Source organism: Stenotrophomonas sp. Nf1, assembly GCF_003028475.1.
Classification (GTDB): domain Bacteria; phylum Pseudomonadota; class Gammaproteobacteria; order Xanthomonadales; family Xanthomonadaceae; genus Stenotrophomonas.
In genome coordinates this window covers 1-444 of record NZ_PYTV01000024.1, presented here as the reverse complement: position 1 = coordinate 444, position 444 = coordinate 1, and the positions used below count along the sequence as shown (strand labels likewise).

The following is a 444-nucleotide window of genomic DNA, read 5'->3' as shown; positions in this document are numbered from 1 at the left end:
GGTGAAGATTTCAGAGAAGCTGGCGGCGATCTTGTCAAACAAGATACGAGTGAAGCTGCGAAGCTATTAGAAAAAGGGCTGAAAGAAGAGAACTATTCGAAGCTGCCGCCCGTCACATTAACATATAGCACAACGCCTGAGAACAAGAAAAAAGCTGAAGCCATCCAGCAGCAATTAAAAGAAGCGCTGGGTGTAGATGTGAAGCTTGCAAACATGGAAGCCAATGTATTTGCAGAAGATCAAAAGGCGCTGAAATTCCAATTCTCGCAAAGTTCATTTTTAGCAGACTATGCAGATCCGATCAATTTCCTAGAGAGCTTCCAAACAGGGAATGCGATGAACCGGACGGGATGGTCAAACGACACCTATGATCAGCTGATTAAAAAGGCGAGCCAGGAAGCAGATGAACAAAAGAGAAATAGCACCCTTCATGAGGCAGAGGCA

General features: G+C 45.0%; 1 protein-coding gene. It reads left to right on the top strand.

Annotated features, from left to right (window positions below):
- Positions 1-444: ABC transporter substrate-binding protein (locus C9412_RS20460; RefSeq protein WP_258190388.1), on the top strand; the 444-nt coding region annotated here is incomplete at both ends.